This window comes from Burkholderia sp. HI4860 (assembly GCF_002223045.2).
GTDB lineage: Bacteria > Pseudomonadota > Gammaproteobacteria > Burkholderiales > Burkholderiaceae > Burkholderia.
Genome location: NZ_NKFO02000001.1, coordinates 519634 through 534629 on the forward strand (window position 1 = coordinate 519634; position 14996 = coordinate 534629).

A 14996-nucleotide genomic window follows, 5' to 3' on the forward strand; every position below is an offset into this window, starting at 1 on the left:
TCGCCCGCTGCATCAACCGGCATGCCCGCCCGCTGCCTGCGCAGCCGGGCGGAGCACATTCCCCGTCAGTTGTACCCGAGAATCGCCACCGACGCGACGTCCGGCCGATCGATCGTGTTTCCGACGAGCGACGTCATCGGCTCCTGCAGCACGGCTTGATACGACGTCACGCGCGGCTCTTCCGGCGCACCGGCCTCATCCATTGCCGGATCGTCGAACGCGGCATCGAAACCGCTGTAATAGCCCGCTTGTGTCTGCGAAAAAGTCATCTCCATTCCTTTCATTGATTGTGTTTTAGATGTTCTAACCAGCCTGCTTCAACGCCGCCGCATGCACGGGCGCGCCGTCATGCGCGGCCTCCGATCGCGCCAGCTGCGCGCGCGTGCGCCGCGTGATGTGAATCACCGCGAACACGACCGGCGCGATCAGCAGGCCTTCCGCCAGCTCGGGATCGACCGGCAGGTTCATCACATGCAGTGCCTTGAACGCCGCCGTCGCGAGCGACAGCACGTAGTACGAAATGGCCGCCACCGACAGCCCTTCAACGGCGTGCTGCAAGTGAAGCTGATTGCGCGCGGTGCGCTCCATGCCCGCCAGCAGGCGCGTCACGTCCTTTTCCTGCGCAAGATTCACGCGCGTGCGCAGCAGGTCGACCGCCCGCGCGATCCGCGCGGCGATCTGCTCGTGGCGCGCCCAGACGCTGCGACAGGTTTCCATCGCCGGCGCGAAGCGGCGCTCCATGAATTCGGCGATCGTCGGCATCCCCTCGATGCGCTCCTCGCGCAGCTCGTGGATGCGTGCCAGCACGAGCTTTTCGTACGCCCGCGAGGCGCTGAAACGCGCGCCCGATCCCGACAGCGATTCGACCCGCACCGCGAGATGCGTGAGCTTGACGAGCAGCGCCGTGTCGTCGCCGTCCGCGCCGCTCGCGTCCATCCGCTGCATCAATGCGTGCAGCGCCACGTGGATCTCGTCGAGCTCGCGGCTCATCCGGCGCGCGACGGGCAGCGCGAGCAGCGCCATCATCCGGTACGTTTCGATTTCATACAGGCGCTGCAGCAGCCGGCCGCCCTGCTCTTCGCGGAAATCCTCGTCGACCACGAGAAAGCGCATGAAGCCGTCGTCGCGCACGTGCCAGTCGCAGAACACCTTGCCGCCGCCGAGCACGTTGCTGCCGACGAGCGCGGGCCCATCGATCCAGCGGCGCAGGTCGCCGCACACGAGCCGCGCGGCGTCGCCCGACAGCAGCTCCATGCGCACCGCGACGAAACGGATGCCGGCCAGCCGCGCGAACCACGCAGCCGGAATGCCTTCGATCGCGAGATCGTCGAAATAGCCGGTGTCGCGACGCGGCGCGACGAACGTGAAGGTCGAGAATTCGGTGTGGCGTTCCCACTTCAGGTGCCAGCCGCTCGGCGACTGCACCGCGTAGTGCGTCGCGCCTTCGTGTGGCGCGGCGATGCCGGTGTCGCGGCACAGCGCGTGCAGCAGCGTTTCGTGGATGTCCGGCTGGCCGTCCGCGTAGATCGCGTAATGCGTGAGCGACACGGCTTCGGCGAGCCGCAGGAACGGCCGGGCATGCAATTCCGCGGCCAGTGCGGCGCGCAACGGATGGTCCATCATCGAGACACCACGCTTTCCTGTTCAGTGCTGCACGCCGGCTCGGCCGGCCCGAACGCCGCGCCACCCTCGGGTGAAACGCCAGCGTGATCGCACTATGGCAGACACACAGCAACAATAAAAACGCATAATGCTGATCGTTACGTTCAGTTTTTTTGATACCCATGAAGATGCTTGATCACGACGTGCTGGCCACCGTCGTCGCCGTCGCGGAAACCGGCAACATGACCCGCGCCGCCGAGGCCGTGAACCGCTCGCAGTCGGCCGTGAGCATGCAGATCAAGAGCCTGGAAGACGCGATCGGGCGGCCGCTGTTCGTGCGCAAGCCGCGCAGCATCGTGCTGACGCGCGAAGGCGAGGTGCTGCTGGGATTCGCCAGACGAATGCTGGCGCTGCGCGACGAGGCCTGGGCGGCCGTGGTACGGCCGGAAGTGACCGGCAAGGTCGTGATCGGCGTGCCGGACGACTACGCGTCGTCGCTGCTGCCGTCGGTCCTGAAGAAATTCTCGGCGACCTACCCGAAGGTCGAGATCCAGGTGATGGGGCTGCCGAGCAGCGCGCTCGCGCCGTTGATCAAGGACGGCACCGTCGATCTCGTGTGCGGCACGCGCATCAAGGGGCTGTCCGGCGACTTCATCCGCCACGAGCCGATGGCGTGGGCCGCGATGACGAACGGGCCGCGCGTGTGGGAGGAGCGGCCGCTGCCGATCGCGGTGTTCATGCCGGGCAGCGTCGCGCGCGAGAACGCGATCCGCAGCCTGGAGCGCGCCAAGGTGCCGTACCGCACCTCCTATGAAAGCCCGAGCCTGCTCGGGCTGCTCAGCATGGTCGAGGCCGGCCTGGCCGTCGCGCCGCTCGCGCGCTGCGCGATTCCCGCGCAGCTGTCGATGCTCGGCCGCTCGCACGGGCTGCCCGACCTGCCGCCGCTCGAGCTGATCCTCGCGCGCAGCACCAAGTCGAAGCGGCCGCCGTGCGACTTTCTCGCGGAACAGCTGATGGAAGACCTGCAGAGGCAGACCGGGCAGACCGGCGAAGCCTGATCAGCGCGTCGCGCCGAACCCGGCCGCGCCCAGCGCCGCGTTGACGTTCGCGGCCACCGTATCGACGAGCGCCTCGAGCGTGTCGGCGCGCACGTGCCGGTGTTCCGGCGCGACGTGCTCCTTGCGTTGCCAGCCCCACTGCGCGCCCGCCGCGACCGACAGCGTCGCGCCGAACGCGTTGCCGTGGCGGAGGCCGAAGGTGTTCACGTGCCGCCCGGCCACGTAGTCCTGTTCGGGCAAATAGAGCCGGATCTCGACCGCGACCTGGTCGCGATCGTTGACGCGCGCGGCCGGGCTGATCGTCGACGCGAACACTTTGCCGATCCGCCAGGTCACGCAGGTTTCCCACGCCTCGAGCGGCCCGCCGGCCGCGTCGACCCGTTCGGTGTCGACCGACCACTGATGCCGGTCGGGCAGGACGATCGCCTGGTGCAGCAGCACTTCGGCCACGCGCACCGTCGTCACGAGCTGACGCGCGAGCTGCTGGCCCGACGGCAGCGACGCCGTCCTTACGCGACGGCTTTCCGGCCGCACGACAGGTACTGCTTCCATGAGGCCCATGACCCCTCCGTATTCATGATCGGCGCCGCGCACGCGATGTCGCGCGCCTGTCCGCGGCCTGCGGGCGGACGGCACGGCGACCGGCACCCGGGCGGCGGATCGGACAAACCATTCAGGAACGAGCAACAACCGTTCCTCGACTTACCGCGCGTTCGGCCCGACGCGCACGCGGCGCGCGACCGGCCCGATCACCGCATCGGTCTGCTGCGCGATCAGCATGTGCAGCGTGAAATCGAGGTCTTCCGGCGCGATGTCGAAGTGCACGTGCACCACGTCGCGCACGGCGCGCGCGCTGACGACGTACACGCCGAGCGGGGAATGCAGCAGTGCCGCGAGGCGGGCGTGCGCGGCTTCGCCGGAGTCGGCCGTCAGCGTGACGGGCAACTGCAGGCGCGGGCGCGGCGGCGAGAACGGAATGACGTTGTCGGGTGCGCCGGCGCGTAACGGGCGGCCAGCGACGTGGAAGGCGGGAACGGGACGAATGAAGGTCATGGAGCGGACGGAAGCCGTCTCGGCTGTTCGACACGTCCCCAGCTTAGAAGAGACGACATAAACGTCGTGCAAAAAAACGTCCCGCCGATGCAAAAAACGGCATGGGGGGGGACACATCACACATCACCGGGCGGTGACCCGTCACCGGCGGCCGGCGGTGCGCCGTCGTCCGCGCCCGGCGATCACGCGCCGCGGCTCGCGTCGACTTCACCCGCGCCGCGGTCGCCTTGGCGTTGCTCCCGTTACGCGGCAAACGCCTCGAGCGACGCGCGCCGCCGCTCGTCGACCATCGATTCGATCAGCGACACCAGATCGTCGGTCAGCGGATCACAGATGCCCGGCGAGCGATGCAGTTCGAGGTCGGCCGCCGGCAGCGACGGAAAGCCGTCCGCCTCGTCGAGCACGCGCCAGTTCTCGGGCAGCGTGCAGCGGTCGATCATCGTCACGGCCGCGCCGTGGTTCACCGCGATCTTGATGCCGGTCGGGCTCTGGCTCGTGTAGACGACATGAAACGACCGGTCGGCCGTCGCGAGCGCCTGCAGCCCGCGCTGCCGGTAGCAGCATGTTTCCGGGAACAGCGCGAGCGGCACCGACGCATGGCGGTCGAGCGCGAAATCGCGGTGCGCGGCCCACACGACATCGTGCCGGCCGAGCACCCGCCCGCCCGCGCCGGGCCCGTGCCGCACGACGAGCGCCACGTCGAGCTCGCCGGCCTGCAGCCGGTCGAGCAGTTCGAGCGACATCCGGCAATGCACGTGCAGGCGCGCGCCCGGCCGCATCGCATAGAACGACTTCAGCAGGTCGGGCAGCCACAGCTCCGCGTAGTCCTCGGGCAACCCGAAGCGCACGACGCCGCGGTCGCTGCTCGCCTGCTTCAGCGCGAGGATCGCGTCGTTCTGCACCTGGATGATCCGGCGCGCATGGATCAGGAAATTCTCGCCGTCGCGCGACAGCTCGAGCCGCCGGCTGTTGCGCATGAACAGGTGCGTGTCGAGCCGTTCCTCGAGCGTGCGGATGCGCAGGCTGATCGTCGATTGCGTGCGATGCAGTTGCCGGGCCGCCGCGGTGAAGCCACCGCTTTCGACGACCGCGACGAATGCCCGGATCAGTTCCGGATCCAGCGAACTGAGCTTCGACCAATCGGGCTTTTGAATGGCAGCCATCGAAATTACTCGCTTTCGAAAAAAGAAGGGAGGACGAAAGATAGGGCTCGGAGTACGCCGATTGTTGTCCAGATGCGCTCGGCCCTCCAACCCCTGCCCGTGTATGACAAACCCGGAGCCGGCACGCGCATGCCCACCCGCCGATCCCGCCCCGCCCGCCGTGACGACACCGGCCGAGGCCCGCCCGGCGGGCATGCGCGTGCCGGCTTCAGGGCTTTCCCGGAGACGACGAAAACTCATGGCCCGATCAGAAAACATCGATTCACCGGCCGCATCGCGGCCCACCACAATCGCCTCACCCCACCTCATCGACGAGACACCGCAATGACCGCATCCCAACCCAGGCAGCTTTACATCGGCGAAGGCTTCGAAGGCCCCGGCGTCAACCTCGCGCACATCAACGTGCTGGTCGGCCCGCGCAATGGCCCGGCGGGCCAGGCGTTCGCCACCGCACTCGCGACACCGTCGGCCGGCCATGCGCCGTTCGTCGTGATCGCGCAGCCGGGCGTGCCGACCAAGCCGCTGACGCTGTACGTGAACAAGGCGCAGATCGCCAGCGATTTCCACGGCAATGCCACGTGGGGCGCGTCGCAGGCCGGCATCGCGAAGGCCGTGGCCGAAGCGCTCGAGAACGGCACGCTGCCGCCCGAAGCGGAGAACGACTGGGTCGTCGTGTCGGCGAACTGGGTGAACCCGCAGACCGACGATCTCGACGCCGTGTTCGAGAACAACTACCGCGCGTGCCGCAACGCGATCGTCGCCGCGATGGAAGGGCTGCCGCATCGCGACGCGGTGTTCGCCGCCGCCCGCGACGTGTCGAACCCGTTCTACACCCCGAAGAAAAACTGACGACGACAAGCGGCCGACGCGCGACGGACGGCCGCATCTGGAGGAAACATGGAATACGTCCGCCTCGGCCAGTCCGGCCTGAAGGTGTCCCGCCTGTGTCTCGGCACGATGAACATGGGCACCCCCGAATGGAAGCCCTGGATCTTCGACGAAGCGCAGAGCGAGCCGATCGTGCGCCGCGCGCTCGACGCCGGCGTGAACTTCATCGATCTCGCGGATTTCTATTCGACGGGCGTCGGCGAGGAAGTGGTCGGCCGCATCCTGAAGCGCAACGCGCGTCGGGAAGAGCTCGTCGTGACGACCAAGGTCGGCTACGACATGGGCAGCTATCCGAACGCGGGCGGCCATTCGCGCAAGCACGTGCTCGACGGCATCGACGGGTCGCTGAAGCGCCTCGGGATGGATTACGTCGACATCTTCATGCTGCATTTCTTCGACGTGAACACGCCCGTCGAGGAAACGATGAGCACGCTGCACGACATCGTGCGCGCGGGCAAGGCGCGCTATATCGGCGTGTCGACGATGTACACGTGGCAGTTCGCGAAGATCATGCAGGCCTGCGAACGAAACGGCTGGGACAAGCCGATCAACATGCAGCTGCAGCTGAACCTCGCATATCGCGAGGAAGAGCGCGAGATGGTGCCGTACTGCATCGACCAGGGCGTCGGCGTATCGGTGTTCAGCCCGCTCGCGCGCGGCCTGCTCACCTGCGAGCCGCAATCGACGCGCAACCAGACCGACTTCTTCACCGCGCAGATGTACGGCGATGCGTCGTCGCTCGCGATCGCGGCATCGGTCGCGAAGGTCGCGAAGCGCCGCGGCGTGCCGCCCGCGCAGATCGCGCAGGCATGGGTGCTGAGCCGCCCCGGCATCGCGAGCATGCTGGTCGGCGCGGATTCCGTCGCGCAGTTCGACAGCGCGCTCGGCGCGCTCGAAACGCAGCTCACCGACGAAGAGCTGCACGAGCTGGAACGCAACTACACGCCGTGCGACCTGATCAACGACTACACGGCCGGCAAGCGCATCGCGCGCGAATCGCGTCCGGCGCAGGGCAGCTTCGCGACGGACTGAAGCACTGATGCACTGACGCACTGATGCACGAAGCTCCGAGGCACTGAAGGAACGACACACGATGAACGAATTTCTGAGGACCGGCCATTTCATCGGCGGTGAATGGCACGAATCGCATGGCGCGAGCGATGCAACCTATCCGGTGCTGAACCCGGCGACCGGCGAGACGATCGCGAAGGTCGCGAAAGGCGGCGCCGACGACACGCAACGCGCAATCGATGCGGCAGCCCACGCGTTGCCGGCGTGGCGCGCACTGACCGCAAAGGAACGCGGCGCCCGCGTGAAGCGTTGGGGCGAGCTGATGCTCGACAACCGCGACGCGCTCGCCGAGCTGCTGACGCGCGAGCAAGGCAAGCCGCTCGCGGAAGCGCGTGGCGAAGTCGCGTATGCGGCGAGCTTTCTCGAATGGTTCGCGGAAGAAGCGAAGCGCATGTACGGCGACGTGATCCCGAGCCCGAAGCCGAACGCGCAGATCGTCGTCACGCGCGAGCCGGTCGGCGTGGTCGCGGCGATCACGCCGTGGAATTTCCCGCTGGCGATGATCACGCGCAAGGCCGGCCCCGCGCTTGCGGCCGGCTGCACGATGGTGCTGAAGCCGTCCGAGGAAACGCCGCTGTCGGCGTTCGCGCTCGCGGTGCTCGCCGAGCGCGCGGGCGTGCCGGCCGGCGTGTTCAACGTGGTGTCGGGCGACGCGGTCGCGATCGGCGAGACGCTGACGAGTTCGTCCGTCGTGCGCAAGCTGTCGTTCACCGGTTCGACGCGGGTCGGCAAGCTGCTCGCGAAGCAGTCGGCCGACACGCTGAAGAAGCTGTCGCTCGAACTCGGCGGCAACGCGCCGTTCATCGTGTTCGACGATGCCGATCTCGATGCGGCGGTCGAAGGCGCGATCGCGTCGAAGTTCCGCAACACGGGCCAGACCTGCGTGTGCGTGAACCGTTTCCTGGTGCAGGACGGCGTGTACGACGCGTTCACGCGCAAGCTCGCGGAGGCCGTGCGCAAGCTGCGCGTCGGCAACGCGCTCGCGGGTGAAGTCGACCAGGGGCCGCTGATCAACGAGGCAGCGCTCGGCAAGGTCGAGCGGCATGTGGCCGACGCCACCTCGAAGGGCGCGCACGCGCTCACCGGCGGCAAGCGTCACGCGCTCGGCGGCACGTTCTACGAGCCGACCGTGCTGACGGGCATGACGGCCGACATGCTGATCGCCGAAGAGGAAACCTTCGGCCCCGTCGCCGGCTGCTTCCGCTTCGCGACCGAGGAAGAGGCCGTGGCCGCGGCCAACGACACGCCGTTCGGGCTGTCCGCGTACTTCTACACGCGCGACCTCGGCCGAGCATGGCGCGTGTCGGGTGCGCTGGAGAGCGGGATGGTCGGCGTCAACGACGGGATCATCTCGACGGAAGTCGCGCCGTTCGGCGGCGTCAAGCAATCGGGGCTCGGCCGCGAAGGCTCGAAGTACGGCCTCGACGAGTACGTGGAACTCAAGTACACGCTGATGGCCGGCCTTGGGCGCTGACCGCTGACCGCCGGCCGCTCCCCGCGGCCGACCCGCGCCGCGCGCCGTCCGGCCGCGCGGCGCCCTGCACGGCACGCGCAGCGGTGCTCAGCCTGCGCGCGCCGCTGCGCGCCCGATAACAATCCAGGAGGCAGCTTGACTCAAGCCAACGTTCAATCCGGCACCGCACGCGCGTTGCCGCTGTCGCGTGGCGCCGATGCGCCGCACCGCCCCGTCGCGCTCGACGACGTGCCGCTCAACCGCTTCCACGTGAAGATCGCCGGCCTGACGTTCGGCGCGCATTTCACCGAGGGCTACACGCTCGGCACGATCGGCTACGCGCTCGCCGCGCTCGGCCGGCAGATGCCGATCGACGCGTTCTGGATGGGGATGATCGGCAGCTCCGCGCTGATCGGCATCTTCTTCGGCAGCCTCGTGTTCGGCTGGCTGTCCGACCGGATGGGCCGGCAGAAAATCTTCCTGACGAGCTTCGTGATCATCACGGCGGCCGCTTTCGCGCAGTTCTTCGTCACGTCGCCGCTCGAACTATGTGTGCTGCGCGTGCTGATCGGCTTCGGGATGGGCGGCGATTTCACGGTCGGCCATGCGATCCTCGCCGAATTCTCGCCGCGCAAGCATCGCGGCGCGCTGCTCGGTTCGTTCAGCGTGATCTGGACGATTGGCTATGTCGCCGCGAACGTGCTCGGCCTCGCGTACAGCGACGTCACGCCCGACGCGTGGCGCTGGCTGCTCGCGTCGGCGGCGTTGCCCGCGCTGATCGTGCTGGTGCTGCGGATCGGCACGCCCGAATCGCCGCGCTGGCTGCTCGGCAAGGGCCGGGAGAAGGAAGCGCGTGCGATCGTCGCGAAGCATTTCGGGCCGCACGTGATGCTCGACGGTTCGACCGAGCCGCATGCGCATGGCGGCTTCGCGCGGCTGTTCCGGCGTGACCTGATCCGCCGCACGATGTTCAACTGCGCGTTTTTCGTGTGCCTCGTGATTCCGTATTTCGCGATCTACACGTTCCTGCCGACGATCCTGAAGACGATCGGCCTTGCCGAAGGTTTCGGCGCGGACCTGCTGCTGAACGGCTTCCTGGTGCTGGGCGCGCTGATCGGCATCTGGCTGACGATCCGGCTGTCGCGGCGCGGCTTCCTGATCGGCTCGTTCGCGGTGACGTGCGCGTCGCTCGTCGCGCTGGCGGTGCTGCCGTCGTCGGCGGCCGTCGCGATGATCGTCGCGTTCGCGATCTTCACGCTGACGATGTCGGCGTTCAGCAACCTCGTGGGCGTGTTCCCGCCCGAGTGCTTCCCGACCGAAGTGCGCGCGAGCGGCGTGGGGCTCGCGATCGCGTGCAGCCGGCTCGGCTCGGCGATCGGCACGTTCCTGCTGCCGGTCGGCATCGCGACGCTCGGCTTTCACGCGACGATGTTCGCGCTCGCGGGCGTGCTGCTGGTGGGGATGATCGTGTCGATCGCGTGGGCGCCGGAGACGAAGCACCTGACGCTGGAGGAGGCGTCGGGGCATTGATCATGGTGGCGGCTTGTGTGACCGCCTGCTTCGTCGTGCTCGATCGAGGCTTTCGTGTCGACGAGCCGCTGATACGCCGCGGCGATGCTGCGCTCGATTCGGACGAACCCGGCCGCGGCCGGGTTCGCTCATTTCGGACGCGATGCGATGCGCACGTTCGCTCAGAACAGGATCGACGCGTAGTCCCGCGCGCCGTGCAGGACGTGAAGAATGTCGATCCGCGCAGGCGGATCGCCCACGACCCGATAGAAGATCTGGTAGTTGCCGTACACGCGGTGCCGCACGCCGTGACGCTCGTAGCGCGGCACCAGCGGAAACGCCAGCGGCATCGCGGCCAGGCTCAGGCATTGATCGCGAATCTCCCGCACGAACGTTACGGCGCGTTGCGGGTTGTCGCGTGCAATGCAATCGGCGATCGCTTCGAGTTCGGCAATCGCAAAATCGGACAGGCGCACGGTCAGGCCTGCCGATCCGCCTGGGCCCGATACTTCGCCTCGAGACGATCGAAGACTTCCGCTACGTCGGCGCTGTGTCCGCCTTCCGCATCGGACAGGCTGCGCGCGATCACCGCGTCCAGCGCGTTCAGCTGTGCCTCGCGATCCTGGATGAGGCGTACACCTTCGCGAAGCACTTCGCTCTTGGATCCGTAGCGCCCCGATTCGACCAGCTTCGCGACGTACGCTTCCAGCTGCTGGCCCAGTTCCGCACTGATCATGCCGACCTCCCGACCGGATTGAATTCGATCCGTCGAGCGTATTCACTTTATCAACTATTATCAAGAAGACGCGCTCCAAAGGATTGGCGCGATTGCTTTCGACGTGCCGATCGGGCGGATGGACGGAACGGGACGCGCTTCAGGCAGGCTGCTCTGGCGCCGGACCTTCATCCGGTTTTCGTGCGCATTCGTGTAGCCTTACCGGACCCTCACCGTGCGAGCAGCGATCATGATTGAAGACATCGTCACGCCACAACCTGGCCTGAAGGTCTACCCGCCAGACGCCGACGTCTTTGCCGAGTCCAACGCCGCACTCGCGCGCCACCTGCATCCGCTGATATCGATCGACTTGTCGACGGTCAATCCGTCGTGGGAGGGCTGGATCCACCTGCTCAGCCCCGTCGAGCCGTACGACGGGCTCGTCGGGCAGGACACGGCCGCGTATCACAACGACTATCTGCGCGCGAACTGGATCGGGTTCCGGCTCGACGAGAACAACCGCTACACGCTGCTGGGCGACCCGCGCTACTTCTATCTGGAAAACCCGCCCGGCGCGCACGACGCGGGCTATCGCGCGGAACTGGAGGCGCACTACGCCGAGCAGCAGGCCAGCCTCGAAACCGCGCGCAAGCGGTTCGCCGAATACGGCGTGCTCTACTCGTCCAACCAGTACGCGCCGGACGAGCGCGATTTCAGCCAGGAAAAGCCGTGCAACCTGATCGACCAGCTCGGCGGATCGGTCGGCTGGGGCAACTGGTCGGGCGCGTCGGATTTTCCGGTCGACGACCGCAATCCCGACGACATCCGGCCGATCGGCCCGGACGGTGCGCGCTTTCGCTTCGTCGCCCGCGTCACCGGCTGGGAATACCGCGCGATGGGCGCGGACTCGATTCTCCTGTTTTACGAGCCGGCCAGCCGCGTGGCACTGCTGACGTTCGACTGGTCGTAGGGCGGGCGGGACGGGCGGTCGCGCTGCCTCGTGATTGGCCGTTTGGCGGACTCTGCCCGCCGGATGAGCGCCGATATGCTGGAGGCTTCCCATTCATTGCCGGAAGCCATACCTGCTCAACCTGTCGATCTCGGTCATGTCCTGCCGTACGAGACGACGTACTTCGACGATCGGCTCACGGTCGATCGAAACGATCTCGATATTTCCGCGTTGCTCGGGGTGAGCGGCAACATCCCCGACGAACTGCTCGTTGCGTTGTGCGGCGCGCCTGCCGGATCGGACATTCAAGCCTATCTCGACAGCACGGACAGGCTGACGTTCGCCGTCACGCATCCGACATTGATCCGATCGGAGAATCGCGTCTCCGTGCTTCAAACCCGGGACTCGTCCGTACTCGAATTGGGATCCGTCGATCTTGTCGATAACGCTGTCGCCGGACTCGGTGCAGCGATGCTATGGCGAATCGTTAGAGCGTGCGATAGGTTGAAGATTGCCCGGATCAGCGCGTTCGGGATAGGCGGTCGCAAAGCCGCGCCGGAACCCGGCGGGCCGCGGCTCTCCGGATACTACGCATGGCCCAGGTTCGGTTTCGATGCGCCCATTCCGGATCGGCACGGTGACGAGGCTGCGCTGTTCCAGTATTTCCCCGGATATCCGGTCGGGCTGGCTGACCGGTCGCTTCGGTCGCTACGTGCACTCTACGCAACGCGATTCGGGCGGGATTTCTGGCGCGTCGCCGGGTCGCATCGCTGGATGACATTCGAGGTTGCCCCGCATGCCCATTCAGTGCTGACGCTGCAGCAATACCTGATCGAAAAAGGAATTTACGAATGACCCTAAAGCACCATCCGATCACGGGCTTCCGTTCCGCGAAGCAAATTGCCAGGCGCAGCCGCACGACGAACGAGAATCGCCCCATTCGTCTTTCGGAAATCCGGCTGCTCATCGGCGAACTCGTCGCGAACGCACGCCATCAGGGTCAAGCGCCGGCGGCGCTGACATCTGCCGCCGAATACCCCGCGCAACCGGCCGGCAAGCCGGTATCACCGCCACAAAGAAAAGTCTTCGACGTCGGACCGATCGATCACTCGAAGAGCACGTTGCAGATCATCTCGATGGCCGATGCCGAAGCCCGCTGTCGCCGGGAAACACTCATGCACTTCGGACAGGATCCCGACCTGTAACCCGCGGCAATGGAGCGCAACCGCACGGCTCGCTTCAACGACGATCTAGCCAGTCTTCAGCTCGTAACGATCTTTGACAGACATCCAGGCAGGAAACACGACACGACCGGCGCGGACTGATCCGATTGTTTCCACGGAAAGATCAGCCGCGTCTCAGCAACGAGGCCGCCCTACCCCCTTCTCCCCGACTGCTCCCGCAACCACGCAGCAAACGCGACCACCGGCTCGACCGCCACACTCTCCGGCTCGACATCGAGCCAATACCCGAACGGCCCGATCGGCTGCACCGGCGACAGCCGCACGAGGCTGCCCTCGCCGATCTCCTCCTCGATCATGTTGAGGTCGACCACCGCGAGCCCCGCGCCCTTGCGCGCCGCGCGGATCGCCTGTTCGAGCGTCGAAAACTCGATGCCGTCGCCGATCCGCGCCGGCGGTACGCCCGCCTGTTCGCACCAGTCGGCCCACAGCGTCAGGCGCTTGCCTTCGTGCAGCACATGCAGCGACGGCAACCGGCCGAGCAGCACGTCGAGCGCATCGCCGCGATAGCGCGGCGCGCCGACGAGCGCATGCCGCTCCATCATCAGCAGCTCCGACTGCATCCCGGCGCGCGCCGCGCGCCCGAAGCGGATGTGGCAATGGCAATCGTCATCCGGCTCCGTGCGGATCGACAGCTCGACGTCGGGCAGCGCCTCCGCGAGCGTGCCGAGCCGCGGCGAAAACCACTGCGTCGCGAACGTCGGCGGCAGCGACACCGTCAGCCGCCGCTTCGCACCCGGCCGCGTGGCGGCGATTTCGCCAACACCCCGTTCGATCGTGTCGAACGCCTGCCCGATGAACGGCAGCAAGCGCTCGCCGGCATCGGTCAGGCGCACGCCCTTGTGATCGCGTTCGAACAGCCGCGTGCCGAGCGCTTCCTCGAGCAGCCGGATCTGCCGGCTCACCGCCCCTTGCGTCACGCACAGCGAGACCGCCGCGCGGTTGAAGCTCAGGTGACGCGCGGTCTCCTCGAAAAATCGCAATGCGATCAACGATGGCAGGCGTCGCATGATGTGTGTCCCCTTCGTTCATATCGTTCGTATCGTTCGTGTCGTTGCCGGCCGGCAGCGCCGGCCCTCCTGCGGGCAGCCTTGTCGCGACAAGGCACGCCAGCCGCCATCCCATAAAACCCCGCGCCCGCCGCCGCCCTCATTCAGCGTCGCCGCGCCCGCGCCACCCGCCTACAATAAGCATCCCGCACCCCACACGACACCGCCCCGTGAGACGCAAGATGCCGGCGCTGAATGCGCTGAAAGCCTTCGAGATGGCCGGCCGCACCGGCAGCTTCACGCGCGCGGCCGAACTGCTCAACGTGACGCAGAGCGCGGTGAGCCGCCAGGTTCGCCAGCTCGAGGGCCAGCTCGGCGAAACTTTGCTCGAGCGCCGCCATCACCAGCTCGAACTGACCGCGGCCGGCCGCGTGCTGCTGCGCGCGCTCCAGCAGTCGTTCGACAAGATCGAGCTGACCGTGCGCAGCCTGCAGGAAAAAACCCACCTGAACCGCCTGCGCGCGAACGTGCCGCCCACCTTCGCCGCGCGCTGGCTGATGCCGCGCCTCGGCCGGCTGCGCGACGCGCATCCCGAATTCGAGCTGAGCCTCACGACCCGCATCCACGACAGCCTCGGCGAATCGCGCGTGCTCGACTGCGCGATCCGGTTCGGCGACGGCGAATGGGACGGCTTCGACAACGCGCTGCTGATGCAGGAGCAGCATATCGCCGTCTGCGCGCCCGCGCTGTATGCGCGGCTGCGGCAGGACGGCGCGCCGATCGACCTGAACCGCTTCACGCTGCTGCACGTGCTCGCCACCGACGACCAGCGCTACCTGACCTGGCAGCACTGGCTGAAAGCAGCCGGCATCGCCGACGTCGACACGCGCGGCGGCTACGAGTTCGACCTGCTCGACCATGCGATCCGCGCGGCGATCGACGGCCTCGGCATCACGATCGCAGACCGCCACATGGTCGCGCGCGAACTCGCGGCCGGGCAACTGATGCAGGTGCTCAACGTGCACGTCGACGGCCACCAGTCGTACTGGTTCGTCACGCGGCCCGAGCAGACGAACCTGCCGCACATCGTCCAGTTCCGCGACTGGCTGCAGCAGGAAGTGTGGCTCGCGAAGCGCCATCTCGAACCGTCGTCGCCGCTGCCGCAAGTGCCGCTGGCCTAGCGCGCGCCCCGCCACCCACCGCCGCGGGCGACACCTTACCGGCTTCCACGCCCGTCCGCACTCGGACCAGTCGGAAAATACGACAGCCCTCCGCCCGCTTCCCGTCCCGCCATCACCACGGCAG

Annotated in this window: 17 protein-coding genes; 9 read left to right on the plus strand and 8 right to left on the minus strand. The window is 67.2% G+C overall.

What is annotated here, in order from left to right:
- Nucleotides 1-65 precede the first annotated feature (65 nt).
- On the minus strand, nucleotides 66-269 hold the full coding sequence (locus tag CFB34_RS02385; protein ID WP_089443763.1) for a hypothetical protein: 204 nt from the start codon (nucleotides 267-269) through the stop codon (nucleotides 66-68).
- A gap of 34 nt (nucleotides 270-303) precedes the next feature.
- On the minus strand, nucleotides 304-1623 hold the full coding sequence (locus tag CFB34_RS02390; protein WP_089443481.1) for a DUF3422 domain-containing protein: 1320 nt from the start codon (nucleotides 1621-1623) through the stop codon (nucleotides 304-306).
- A 161-nt stretch (nucleotides 1624-1784) separates the two neighbouring features.
- Between CFB34_RS02390 and CFB34_RS02395 the strand changes: the two genes are divergently transcribed.
- Entirely contained in the window at nucleotides 1785-2660 is an 876-nt protein-coding gene (locus CFB34_RS02395) for a LysR family transcriptional regulator (protein ID WP_089428468.1), read from the plus strand.
- Here CFB34_RS02395 and CFB34_RS02400 read toward each other — a convergent pair whose 3' ends face one another.
- From CFB34_RS02400 to CFB34_RS02410, 3 genes are all read right to left on the minus strand, one after another.
- The gene (locus CFB34_RS02400; RefSeq protein WP_089443482.1) at nucleotides 2661-3221 is read right to left on the minus strand and encodes a hypothetical protein; all 561 of its coding nucleotides are present in this window, start codon (nucleotides 3219-3221) and stop codon (nucleotides 2661-2663) included.
- A 141-nt stretch (nucleotides 3222-3362) separates the two neighbouring features.
- Complete coding sequence (locus tag CFB34_RS02405) at nucleotides 3363-3713, minus strand: hypothetical protein (RefSeq protein WP_089443483.1); 351 nt, start codon at nucleotides 3711-3713, stop codon at nucleotides 3363-3365.
- 242 nt (nucleotides 3714-3955) lie between these two features.
- On the minus strand, nucleotides 3956-4876 hold the full coding sequence (locus CFB34_RS02410) for a LysR family transcriptional regulator (RefSeq protein ID WP_089443484.1): 921 nt from the start codon (nucleotides 4874-4876) through the stop codon (nucleotides 3956-3958).
- 324 nt (nucleotides 4877-5200) lie between these two features.
- On the opposite strand from CFB34_RS02410, the gene fae reads away from it, so the two are divergent.
- From fae to CFB34_RS02430, 4 genes are all read left to right on the plus strand, one after another.
- A complete protein-coding gene (gene fae, locus CFB34_RS02415) occupies nucleotides 5201-5725 on the plus strand; it encodes a formaldehyde-activating enzyme (RefSeq protein ID WP_011356415.1) in 525 nt (174 codons plus the stop codon).
- A 48-nt stretch (nucleotides 5726-5773) separates the two neighbouring features.
- Complete coding sequence (locus tag CFB34_RS02420) at nucleotides 5774-6796, plus strand: aldo/keto reductase (protein ID WP_039369873.1); 1023 nt, start codon at nucleotides 5774-5776, stop codon at nucleotides 6794-6796.
- A gap of 61 nt (nucleotides 6797-6857) precedes the next feature.
- Complete coding sequence (locus CFB34_RS02425; RefSeq protein ID WP_089443485.1) at nucleotides 6858-8309, plus strand: NAD-dependent succinate-semialdehyde dehydrogenase; 1452 nt, start codon at nucleotides 6858-6860, stop codon at nucleotides 8307-8309.
- A 174-nt stretch (nucleotides 8310-8483) separates the two neighbouring features.
- Nucleotides 8484-9818 carry an MFS transporter gene (locus CFB34_RS02430; protein ID WP_242808630.1) on the plus strand — a complete coding sequence of 445 codons (1335 nt, stop codon included), beginning with the start codon at nucleotides 8484-8486 and terminating at the stop codon, nucleotides 9816-9818.
- A gap of 161 nt (nucleotides 9819-9979) precedes the next feature.
- Here CFB34_RS02430 and CFB34_RS02435 read toward each other — a convergent pair whose 3' ends face one another.
- Nucleotides 9980-10279, minus strand: a complete 300-nt coding sequence (locus CFB34_RS02435; RefSeq protein WP_179243760.1) for a type II toxin-antitoxin system RelE/ParE family toxin — start codon at nucleotides 10277-10279, stop codon at nucleotides 9980-9982.
- Complete coding sequence (locus CFB34_RS02440; protein ID WP_089443488.1) at nucleotides 10276-10533, minus strand: type II toxin-antitoxin system ParD family antitoxin; 258 nt, start codon at nucleotides 10531-10533, stop codon at nucleotides 10276-10278. Before CFB34_RS02440 ends, CFB34_RS02435 begins: the two co-directional genes overlap by 4 nt.
- A 229-nt stretch (nucleotides 10534-10762) precedes the next feature.
- Between CFB34_RS02440 and CFB34_RS02445 the strand changes: the two genes are divergently transcribed.
- From CFB34_RS02445 to CFB34_RS02455, 3 genes are all read left to right on the plus strand, one after another.
- Nucleotides 10763-11482 (plus strand): hypothetical protein, encoded by a 720-nt coding sequence (locus CFB34_RS02445; protein ID WP_089443489.1) that lies wholly within the window; start codon nucleotides 10763-10765, stop codon nucleotides 11480-11482.
- Between the two features lie 63 nt (nucleotides 11483-11545).
- Complete coding sequence (locus CFB34_RS02450) at nucleotides 11546-12316, plus strand: hypothetical protein (RefSeq protein ID WP_242808548.1); 771 nt, start codon at nucleotides 11546-11548, stop codon at nucleotides 12314-12316.
- Entirely contained in the window at nucleotides 12313-12666 is a 354-nt protein-coding gene (locus CFB34_RS02455) for a hypothetical protein (protein ID WP_089443491.1), read from the plus strand. Before CFB34_RS02450 ends, CFB34_RS02455 begins: the two co-directional genes overlap by 4 nt.
- 170 nt (nucleotides 12667-12836) lie before the next feature.
- Here the strand turns inward: CFB34_RS02455 and CFB34_RS02460 are convergent, their stop codons facing one another.
- Nucleotides 12837-13712 (minus strand): LysR substrate-binding domain-containing protein, encoded by an 876-nt coding sequence (locus tag CFB34_RS02460; protein ID WP_089443492.1) that lies wholly within the window; start codon nucleotides 13710-13712, stop codon nucleotides 12837-12839.
- A 221-nt stretch (nucleotides 13713-13933) separates the two neighbouring features.
- On the opposite strand from CFB34_RS02460, the gene CFB34_RS02465 reads away from it, so the two are divergent.
- On the plus strand, nucleotides 13934-14872 hold the full coding sequence (locus CFB34_RS02465; RefSeq protein ID WP_027782159.1) for a LysR substrate-binding domain-containing protein: 939 nt from the start codon (nucleotides 13934-13936) through the stop codon (nucleotides 14870-14872).
- Nucleotides 14873-14996: the final 124 nt, after the last annotated feature.

Bases quoted from the DNA above. Each gene is read 5' to 3' on its own strand.
- CFB34_RS02410 (WP_089443484.1), bottom strand. From the start codon at position 4,876: ATGGCTGCCATTCAAAAGCCCGATTGGTCGAAGCTCAGTTCGCTGGAT.
- CFB34_RS02420 (WP_039369873.1), top strand. From the start codon at position 5,774: ATGGAATACGTCCGCCTCGGCCAGTCCGGCCTGAAGGTGTCCCGCCTG.
- CFB34_RS02440 (WP_089443488.1), bottom strand. From the start codon at position 10,533: ATGATCAGTGCGGAACTGGGCCAGCAGCTGGAAGCGTACGTCGCGAAG.
- CFB34_RS02465 (WP_027782159.1), top strand. From the start codon at position 13,934: ATGCCGGCGCTGAATGCGCTGAAAGCCTTCGAGATGGCCGGCCGCACC.
- CFB34_RS02455 (WP_089443491.1), top strand. From the start codon at position 12,313: ATGACCCTAAAGCACCATCCGATCACGGGCTTCCGTTCCGCGAAGCAA.
- CFB34_RS02405 (WP_089443483.1), bottom strand. From the start codon at position 3,713: ATGACCTTCATTCGTCCCGTTCCCGCCTTCCACGTCGCTGGCCGCCCG.
- fae (WP_011356415.1), top strand. From the start codon at position 5,201: ATGACCGCATCCCAACCCAGGCAGCTTTACATCGGCGAAGGCTTCGAA.
- CFB34_RS02385 (WP_089443763.1), bottom strand. From the start codon at position 269: ATGACTTTTTCGCAGACACAAGCGGGCTATTACAGCGGTTTCGATGCC.
- CFB34_RS02400 (WP_089443482.1), bottom strand. From the start codon at position 3,221: ATGGGCCTCATGGAAGCAGTACCTGTCGTGCGGCCGGAAAGCCGTCGC.
- CFB34_RS02390 (WP_089443481.1), bottom strand. From the start codon at position 1,623: ATGATGGACCATCCGTTGCGCGCCGCACTGGCCGCGGAATTGCATGCC.
- CFB34_RS02445 (WP_089443489.1), top strand. From the start codon at position 10,763: ATGATTGAAGACATCGTCACGCCACAACCTGGCCTGAAGGTCTACCCG.
- CFB34_RS02425 (WP_089443485.1), top strand. From the start codon at position 6,858: ATGAACGAATTTCTGAGGACCGGCCATTTCATCGGCGGTGAATGGCAC.
- CFB34_RS02395 (WP_089428468.1), top strand. From the start codon at position 1,785: ATGAAGATGCTTGATCACGACGTGCTGGCCACCGTCGTCGCCGTCGCG.
- CFB34_RS02450 (WP_242808548.1), top strand. From the start codon at position 11,546: ATGAGCGCCGATATGCTGGAGGCTTCCCATTCATTGCCGGAAGCCATA.
- CFB34_RS02460 (WP_089443492.1), bottom strand. From the start codon at position 13,712: ATGCGACGCCTGCCATCGTTGATCGCATTGCGATTTTTCGAGGAGACC.